Origin of the sequence: Methylobacterium sp. WL18, assembly GCF_008040015.1 — a bacterium.
Lineage (GTDB): Bacteria > Pseudomonadota > Alphaproteobacteria > Rhizobiales > Beijerinckiaceae > Methylobacterium > Methylobacterium mesophilicum.
On the sequence record NZ_VRVD01001211.1, the window covers coordinates 1 to 653 of the forward strand.

The following is a 653-nucleotide window of genomic DNA, read 5'->3' on the forward strand; positions in this document are numbered from 1 at the left end:
GAAGACCGGCGCCCCCACGGCGCCCCCGGCGAAGACCGAGGCCAGCAGCAGGGACAGGTCGCCCCGCGGCATGCTGTGGGGCGGCGCCAGGAAGATCGCCGCCAGGGCGTTGCTGAGGGCGACCTCGGCCACGTCGGTGAACAGGCCGAGGGTGCACACCGCCAGGATCGCCAGGTGGAGCCGCGTCAGCGGCAGGCCGTCGAGCCGGGCCGTGATCGCGGTCAGGCACCCGCGCGGATCGGATGGCGGGGCGCCCCGGGGGGCGGCAGGGCGTGCGGATGCGTCGTTCACCACAGGGGTTTCCGCGTTCGACCGACAGGCGATCGAGCCGGTGGGCGGCCCTGATAGCGGCGCTTGTTCCGGATTCAAAATCCGATCCCGGCCGCGCCCGCGGCAGTCCCAACACGGAGACGTGATGGACTGCTTTAACGCTTCTATAGCAATGAATACGTGACTGATCGCCGTATAGAAGCTTGAGCCGTGACGATGAGAACCGCCGCTGTTCTTGGTGCCGACGCCGACGCACCGGATGGGCGAGCGATCCAGATCCTGAAGCTGTCGATGGCGGCGAGCGGGAGGCTCCGGCAGCCGGTGCCCGGCGTCGCGGTCGGCACGGCCGCCTTCCTGGTCGCGCTCCTGCTGCGCCTCGCGCT

General features: G+C 70.4%; 1 pseudogene. It reads right to left on the reverse strand.

What is annotated here, in order from left to right:
• Window positions 1-291 (reverse strand): annotated as a pseudogene (locus FV228_RS31885) (MFS transporter); the annotation flags it as partial.
• Window positions 292-653 lie beyond the last annotated feature (362 nt).